5 protein-coding genes are annotated in these 8,033 nt (G+C 68.6%); 3 read left to right on the top strand and 2 right to left on the bottom strand.

Annotated elements, in window-relative coordinates:
* The first annotated feature begins 2 nt into the window (after positions 1–2).
* On the top strand, positions 3–2,228 hold the full coding sequence (glgB, locus tag ACTHNC_RS15965) for a 1,4-alpha-glucan branching protein GlgB (protein ID WP_440295608.1): 2,226 nt from the start codon (positions 3–5) through the stop codon (positions 2,226–2,228).
* On the opposite strand, the gene ACTHNC_RS15970 is transcribed toward glgB, so the two are convergent.
* Positions 2,225–3,175 (bottom strand): tetratricopeptide repeat protein, encoded by a 951-nt coding sequence (locus ACTHNC_RS15970; RefSeq protein WP_440295609.1) that lies wholly within the window; start codon positions 3,173–3,175, stop codon positions 2,225–2,227. The genes glgB and ACTHNC_RS15970 overlap by 4 nt on opposite strands.
* Positions 3,172–5,064: a hypothetical protein gene (locus ACTHNC_RS15975; RefSeq protein WP_440295610.1), complete on the bottom strand. Its 1,893-nt coding sequence runs from the start codon at positions 5,062–5,064 to the stop codon at positions 3,172–3,174. The genes ACTHNC_RS15970 and ACTHNC_RS15975 overlap by 4 nt, the downstream gene beginning before the upstream one ends.
* Before the next feature lie 352 nt (positions 5,065–5,416).
* Here ACTHNC_RS15975 and ACTHNC_RS15980 point away from each other — a divergent pair, with 352 nt between their 5' ends.
* Both ACTHNC_RS15980 and ACTHNC_RS15985 read left to right on the top strand, forming a co-directional pair.
* Positions 5,417–6,865, top strand: coding sequence for a DivIVA domain-containing protein (locus tag ACTHNC_RS15980; protein WP_440295611.1), 1,449 nt, complete (start codon positions 5,417–5,419; stop codon positions 6,863–6,865).
* A 22-nt stretch (positions 6,866–6,887) separates the two neighbouring features.
* Positions 6,888–8,012, top strand: coding sequence for an AI-2E family transporter (locus ACTHNC_RS15985; protein WP_440295612.1), 1,125 nt, complete (start codon positions 6,888–6,890; stop codon positions 8,010–8,012).
* The last annotated feature ends 21 nt before the right edge of the window (positions 8,013–8,033 follow it).

Consider the following 8,033-nt stretch of genomic DNA (forward strand, 5'->3'; position numbering starts at 1 on the left):
CGATGTCCGAGAACGAGATGACGACGATCGCGCACGCGGACGGATCCGCGGCGATACACGCGCCGGCGCTGGATGACGGCGTACTGCTGGCCGTCACGGAGGGGCGCTACCACGAACCGCACTCCGTGCTCGGTCAGCACCTGGTGGCGGCGGACGGCGTCGCCGACCGCGTCACGGTCATCCGCGCCCTCCGCCCGCTGGCCAGGTCGGTCACGGCCGTGCTCGCCACCGGGGCGCGGGTCTCGCTCGGCCACCTCGGGCACGGCGTGTGGCAGGGCGTGAGCGTGCTCGGACCCCAGCCGTACCTGCTGGAGGCACGCTACGAGGACGACGCGGTGTGGACGGCCGAAGACCCGTACCGGTTCACCCCGACGATCGGCGAACTCGACCTGCACCTGATCCGGGAGGGCAGACACGAGCGGCTCTGGGACGCGCTCGGCGCACACCACCGCGAGCACGAGGGCGTCTCGGGCACCGCGTTCACGGCGTGGGCGCCCAACGCGACAGCGGTGCGGGTGGCGGGCGACTTCAACGACTGGAACGGCGTCGCATCCGCGATGCGTTCCATGGGAGCCAGCGGCGTGTGGGAACTGTTCCTGCCCGGCGTCGAGCCTGGCGCCGTCTACAAGTTCGAGCTGCGTGACAAGCACGGGCAGTGGAGTCTCAAGGCCGATCCCCTGGCCCGTCTGGCCGAGGTGCCGCCGGCGACGGGTTCTGTCGTCACCGAGACGGACTACGTCTGGGACGACGGCGACTGGATGCTCGGCCGCCGCTCCCGCAACCCGCACACCGGACCGATGAGCGTGTACGAGCTGCACCTGGGGTCGTGGCGGCCGGGGCTCGGGTACCGCGAGGCGGCGGACGCGTTGATCGACTACCTCACGCCGCTCGGGTACACCCACGTGGAGTTCCTGCCGCTGGCGGAGCATCCGTTCGGCGGTTCGTGGGGCTACCAGGTGACGGGATACTACGCGCCGACCAGCCGCTTCGGGCATCCCGACGACCTGCGTTACCTCATCGACCGGCTGCACCGTGCTGGGATCGGCGTGTTCATGGACTGGGTGCCTGGCCATTTCCCAAAGGATGTCTGGGCTCTCGCGCGGTTCGACGGCGAGGCTCTCTACGAGCATCCCGATCCGCGTCGCGGCGAGCAGAAGGACTGGGGCACGTACGTGTTCGACTTCGGCAGGCCGGAGGTGCGGAACTTCCTCGTCGCGAACGCGCTGTACTGGCTGGAGGAGTTCCACGTCGACGGCCTGCGCGTGGATGCCGTCGCCTCCATGCTGTACCTCGACTACTCGCGCGCCGAGGGCGAGTGGGTGCCGAACGTGCACGGCGGGCGCGAGAACCTGGAGGCGATCTCGTTCCTGCAGGAGGCGACGGCCACCGCGTACAAGCGCAACCCGGGCATCGTGATGGTCGCCGAGGAGTCCACTGCCTACCCGGGAGTCACCGCTCCGACGAGCGCGGGCGGGCTCGGGTTCGGCCTGAAGTGGAACATGGGCTGGATGCATGACTCGTTGCAGTACATGCACGAGGACCCGATGTACCGCTCGTACCACCACGGCGAGATCACGTTCTCGTTCGTGTACGCGTTCAGCGAGCACTTCATGCTGCCGATCAGCCACGATGAGGTGGTGCACGGCAAGGGATCGCTCCTCGCCAAGATGCCAGGCGATCACTGGCAGCAACTGGCGAACGTTCGTGCCTATCTCGCGTTCATGTGGGCGCACCCCGGCAAGCAGCTGCTGTTCATGGGCCAGGAGTTCGGGCAGCCCTCCGAGTGGAGCGAAGAGCGCGGGCTCGACTGGTGGATCCTCGACCAGCCGGCGCACCGCGGCCTGTGGGAGCTCGTGGCGCGGCTCAACGGCATCTATCGCAATGAGCCGGCGCTGTGGCGTTACGACCAGGACCCGCGCGGTTTCCAGTGGATCGACGGCGGAGACGCCCAGGGCAACGTGGTCGCGTTCGCCAGGCGTGCAGACGGCGATCCGCTGGTGTGCGTCGTGAACTTCGCCGGGGTGCCGCACACCGGGTACCGGCTGCCGATGCCGTTCGCCGGCGACTGGGACGAGTTGCTCAACACCGACGCCGTGGAATACGGCGGGTCGGGTGTGGGCAACCTGGGCGTCGTGCGGGCGACGGATGCGCCGTGGGGTGGGATGCAGGCATCCGCCGTTCTCGACCTGCCGCCGCTCGGCGCCCTCTGGCTGCGCCCGAAGCGCTAGTACAGCAGCGAAGCCAGGCGACCGCGAGCCTTGATGACGCGGGGGTCGGTCACGCCGACGATCTCGAAGTAGTCCACGAGGCGCGTGCGGATGAGGTCGCGGGTCGCGGGGTCTGCCGTGGCGAACAGGTCGAGCAGCCGACCGAACGCGTCGTCGACGTGCCCGCCGGAGAGGTCGAGGTCCGCCACGGCGAGGGCGGCGTCGGCGTCCTTCGGCGCGGATGCCGCGGCATCCCTCACCTGACTGGCGTCGACGGTTGAGAGACGCTTGAGCAGGCTCACCTGGGCGAGCCCGGCGACCGCAAGGTCGTCTGCAGGGTTCTGCGCGATCGCGAGCCGGTACTCCGCGATGGCGCCGTCCAAGTCGCCGCGCTCGATCGCGTCGTACGCCTCCTGGTGGTGCGGCGGCAGGGGTTCGGGTTCCGGCTCGGATGCCACCTCGTCGCCCTCGGCGCCCGCCGCCTCGTCGACGCTCACGCTGCCTGTCACGCCGTTCTGCTCGGCGATCTGGAGCACCTGCTCGAACACGTCGCGCACCTGCTGCTCCGGAATGGCGCCGACGAAGAGCGGGGCGGGGCGCCCGCCGATGATGGCGACGACGGTCGGGATCGACTGTGCCTGGAACGCCTGCGCCAGCTGCGGGTTCGCGTCGACGTCGACCTTCACGAGCACGAGGCGGCCCGCGTAGTCGTTCACGGCGCGCTCGAGCGCCGGGGAGAGCTGCTTGCACGGCCCGCACCACTCGGCCCAGAGGTCGACGATCACTGGAACGGTATTCGACAGCTCGATGAACTGCGTGAAGTTCTGGTCGGTGCCGTCGTAGATCAGGCCGGGAAGGGTCTGCTGCGGAGCGGCATCCGTCGTGGTGGGTTGGCCTGCCGGACGGCTCGCCAGGCCAGAGAGATCGACGGCGCCGCGGAAGGATGCGGCATCAGGCGTGTTGGTCATCCGAGTTCCTTCGCACCGAGCAGCGCCTGCGTGAAGCCGAGCATGACGATCTTGCTCTTGGACTCCGCGGGCGGCACATAAAACAGTAGCTGGTAGCCGTACGTGGTCTCGAGGCCCTTCGTGCTGTCCGTCACACCCGTGAGCGCCTGCACGTTGGGATTGCTGGTCGAGACTGTCGCGCCCGCCTCCACCGGTTTCAGCGTCGACACCTCGTTCAGGCTCGTCGCGACGATGGCGCCCGAGTCGTTCGTCGCCATCGCGATCGGACCGTCGGATCCGGCCTGATGTGCGAATGTGAGCGACGCGGTCTTCGGGAGGTTCGCGGTCTGCGACGCCTTGTAAGCCGCACCCACCTGCGGGGCCAGCTTGTCGGTCTTGGAGTCGAAGAGGTTGTAGTACTTGCTCTTGTCGCCGTTCTGGAGCACGTCGCCGTAGTAGTCGGCCAGCTTGTTCGGCGCGACCGACAGCAGCTTCGAGTCCGGCGGCACGATCGACGTGCCGATGTTGGCCGGTGGCAGGTCGGGCACGTTCGCGTCGGCCTCCAGCGCGATCGCGTACTCCACGGTGTAGTTGTCGCGCGGAGTCTTCTGGATCATCACCAGGTCGAGCGGGGCCGCCTTGGAGTCCTTCGGGTCGTGCACGACGGCGCTGACCACACGCGGCCAGTCGTTCGTGGCCTCGGGCAGGGCGAGCGAGACGGAATTGCTCGGGATCGCCTGCTCGGCCGGCGCATCGGACTTCTTGGTGCGCAGCGCGTAATCGCCGGTGCGGGCATCCAGTGCCGGCCCGCTGAAGCGCGTCGCGGCGAGCGTTGCGTCCAGGGTGCCGTCGGCCTTGCTCGCCGTCTTGGCGATGGAGTTGACGATGTTGTCCAGCTGCGGGCCGGTCACGGCCGGTGGTGGCGTGTCCTTCCCCTGACCGGGCAGGTCGGTCGCGATCGGCGTCGAGGTCGGCGTCGCCGTCGAACCGCCGAACTGGGGCCAGTAGTCCGACGAACATCCGGCGAGCACCAACGTCCCGACGAGGACGACGGGAACGGCGACGGATGCCCGACCGATCGAGCGCCTGCCCTTCGCCGGCGGCTCCACCTCCTGCGTCGGCTCGTAGCTGGAGGGCTTCGGCGGCTTGGGCCCACGAGGCAGCTTGGGCGGCTTGCCTCCGCCACGGCGCGGTCCCCGTGAACGGCGCAGGTGGCGGATGGCGAGCACGTACATCAGCACTCCGAACGCTGCGACGACGATTCCGCCGACGATGAGCGGGCCGGCGAACGGCGTACGACTGTCGAGCGGCCAGTTGATCGTGATCCTGTCGGGCGCAGGCTTCGTCCCGTCGCTGGCGACGATGACGCTGACCGTGTCGGGCACGTTCATCTTCGTGATCGAGGCGGCGTCTCCGCTGAACTCCTCCAGCCACAGGTCGGAACCCGCCGGGTCCGGGCCCCTATGCGCCGAGCTCTTGGTGGAATCGGTCGAGCTCGAGTCCGAACCGGCGGTCGCGCTCGGCGTCGGTGTGGGTGTCGGGGTCGCCGTGTCGGAGGGCTGCGGAGCTGATGTCTTGCTCGGCTTCGGCGTGACGACGTGCGACGACAGCGTGTTGGTCGCCGCGTTGTAGGAGACCTTCGCGTACTTCTCGGTGCCGAGCCAGGCGAGCACATCGGCGGTGCGGCCGTAGGCGACGAACGGCTTGCTTCCGCCGGAGACGGTCAGGGTCTGCTGGCCGGGGCGTGCACGCAACACGGAACCGTCGATGACGGTGAACGGCTCACCACCCTTGACGATGGTGCCGGTGACAATGTTCGCGGGCGGGATCCAGATGGTCCGCTGGGCGAAGCCCAGGGCGATCATCGCGGCCGCGGCGATGAACGCCAGGATGGCGATCAGGAATCGCACGAACTCTCCTTCGCTGTCGCATCCGCACGCAACATGCCGTCGCGACGGGCGCAACCGGCGCCGACTGGTGGCGCCCGCAATCAGTGGTTTCGGGTGACGGCCGCCGCGCGCGGCGCCCGGCAGGCAACCCACGATACCGAAACAGCCCTGGGAACCCGCTCCCAGCGGGCTGAACGGCGGGTCGCGGCACCGCCCTCCACCCCGAACTCCCGCGACACCGGATGCCCGGCCCGACTACACTCGAAACGCCCGGCGCGTCGTAGCGCCGGCTTCGTGTCGCCTGCCGAATCCCCACACGGCAGCGCTGCCCGCGAACAACACCCCCGAATACCACCCCGGAGAGAAGAAGCCCGTGGCCCCCGAAGAGACCGAGTTCACTCAAGTCTTCCGCGGTTATGACAAGGACGAGGTCGACAAGGCGATCCAGGATCTGCGACGCGAACTGATTCAGGCGAACACGCAGACCGCGGACTCCGCCAAGGAGATCAAGCGCCTGTCCGCCCGCATCGACGAACTCAACGCCGAGATCGAGGAAGTCGGCAGCCCGACGTTCTCCGGTCTCGGAACGAAGCTCGAGAACACGTTGCGCGTGGCTGAGGAGCAGTCGACGCGCATGATCGCGCAGGCCGACATCGACGCCGAGAAGCTGCGTTCGGCCGTCGCCGCGGAGGTCGAGAAGACCCGCCGCACGGCCGAGGAGCAGGCCCAGCGCATCCTCGCGGAGGCCCACGCAAAGGCGGACACCACGCTGCAGGACGCCGGCATCGAGGCGAACGAGCTGGTGAGCGAGGCCAGGGCGAAGGCCGACACCCTGAGCCAGGAGTCGCAGCGCCAGGCGGCCGCCGTGCGCACGTCGGTCGGCACCGAGGTCGCCGAGCTGCGGGCGACCGCCAAGCGCGAGGCGGCGGCCATGCAGGCCGAGGCCGAGCACCAGGCGGCCGAGACGAAGGCCGCGGCCAATCGCGAGGCCGCCGAAGCTCGGACGGATGCCGAAGGGCTCAGCCGCGAGGTCGAAGAGGCCAGGGCGGCACTTGCGAGGGAGCTCGAGGCACGGCGCGCTGAGGTCGAGGCGGAGCTGGCCGACCGTCGCACCGTGGTCGACGAGGAGATCGCGCAGTCCCAGCGCGACCTCGCCGCGGACACCCAGCAGGCGCGCATCGACCTTGCCAACGAGATCGAGCAGGGCCGCGCAGCGCTGGCGCGCGAGCTGGACCAGCGCAAGGCCGAGGCGGCCGCTGAAGCGGAGAAGGAGCGCAAGGCGTTCCAGCGTGCCGCGGAGAAGGCGCGCAAGGAGCTCGAGGAGGAGCTCGCGGGCATCCGCTCTGAGATCGCCGCCGAGTCGGAGCGGCTCGCTCACGAGGCGGAACGGGCGCGCATGGAGCTCGAGGTGGAGCTCAAGGGACGCCGCGACGAGTCCGAGAAGGAGCACCTCGCGCGGCACCAGGAGGCAGTCGCACAGACGCAGAAATACCTCGACGACGCGAACGCGGAACTGGCCGAGGTCACCCGCCGCACCAACGAGGTGCGCTCGGAGGGCGAGGCCATCGAGCAGGAGATGCGGTCCGAGGTCAAGGCGGCACGCAAGGAGGCCGAGGTCTCGGCGCGCGAGATCGTGCGCTCCGCTGAGGAGCGCGCAGCCGCGATCATCGACGAGGCGGAAGAGCGCACACGCAAGCTTGTCGCTGACGCGGAAGAGCGCCTGTCTCAGATTAGGATCGAACGCGAAGCTGTGGCCGGGTACTTCGAGAGCCTGCGCAGCGTGCTGAGCCAGGCGGAGCAGGTGACTGCCGTAGACGACTGACGGTGCAGGCGAGGGGGGCCGCGTGAAGATCCAGAACGCATTCCGGGTCGGACTGATCGGGACTCTCGGAGTCGGGCTCGGCGTTCTCATCCTCACGTCGATCGTCTCGCTGTCGACGATCCTGACCTACATCGGGGCGGCGCTGTTCCTCGCGCTCGGCATCGAGCCGATCGTGGCGTTCCTGGAACGGCGCAAGATACCGCGCTGGGCGGCCATCCTGATCGTGCTCGTCGTGCTGCTCGTGCTGCTCGGCCTGCTGCTCTGGGCGATCATCCCGATCATCGTCAGCCAGGGCACGAGCCTCGTGAAGCAGATGACGTCCTTCGTGGAGAAGGGCACCTACCAGGAGTGGTATCAGACGCTGCAGAAGCAGTTCCCGGCGATCGACTTCGACAAGTCGCTCCAGGAGATCTGGAACTACGTGCAGAAGTCCGCAGGCAGCATCGGTGCCGGCCTGCTGTCGGTCGGGATCGGCATCATCTCCGGGTTCTTCGGCGCGCTCATCGTCATCATCCTCACCATCTACTTCACCGCATCGCTGCCGAACATCAAGCGCGCCGCGTATGAGCTGGTGCCGGCGAGCAAGCGCGGCCGGTTCGCCGACATCGCAGAGCAGATCACGGATTCCGTCGGCAAGTACGTGATGGGGCAGGTGGGGCTCGCCCTCATCAACGGAATACTGAGCGCGATCTTCCTCACGATCATCGGCGCACCCTTCCCCATCCTGCTCGCAGTGATCGCGTTCCTGTTCTCGCTGATCCCGCTGATCGGAACCATCTCGGGGTCCATCATCATCGTGCTGCTGTCGCTGCTGCTGGCCTCGCCGCTCACCGCCCTCGTCGCGGCCATCTACTACGTGATCTATATGCAGGTCGAGGCATATGTGCTGAGCCCGCGCATCATGAACCGCGCCGTGTCGGTGCCCGGCGCCGTCGTCGTGATCGCGGCGCTCGCGGGCGGCTCGCTGCTGGGCATCCTGGGTGCGCTGATCGCGATCCCGGTCGCCGCGTCGATCCTGCTGATCATCAAGCAGGTCGTCATCCCCCGACAGAATGAGTTGTGGTGGGTGGTCCGCGGGGGGGTGGGTGTCAAAAAACAGGGGCGGGGGGGGCGGCGGAGGGCCCCGGCGGCGGCCCAGCGCGGGTGAGGCGGGGCCCCCCGCGACCCC

Source organism: Humibacter sp. (assembly GCF_051954055.1).
Lineage (GTDB): Bacteria > Actinomycetota > Actinomycetes > Actinomycetales > Microbacteriaceae > Humibacter.

Coding starts and splice junctions, on each gene's coding strand:
- glgB (WP_440295608.1), top strand. CDS start 3: ATGTCCGAGAACGAGATGACGACGATCGCGCACGCGGACGGATCCGCG.
- ACTHNC_RS15970 (WP_440295609.1), bottom strand. CDS start 3,175: ATGACCAACACGCCTGATGCCGCATCCTTCCGCGGCGCCGTCGATCTC.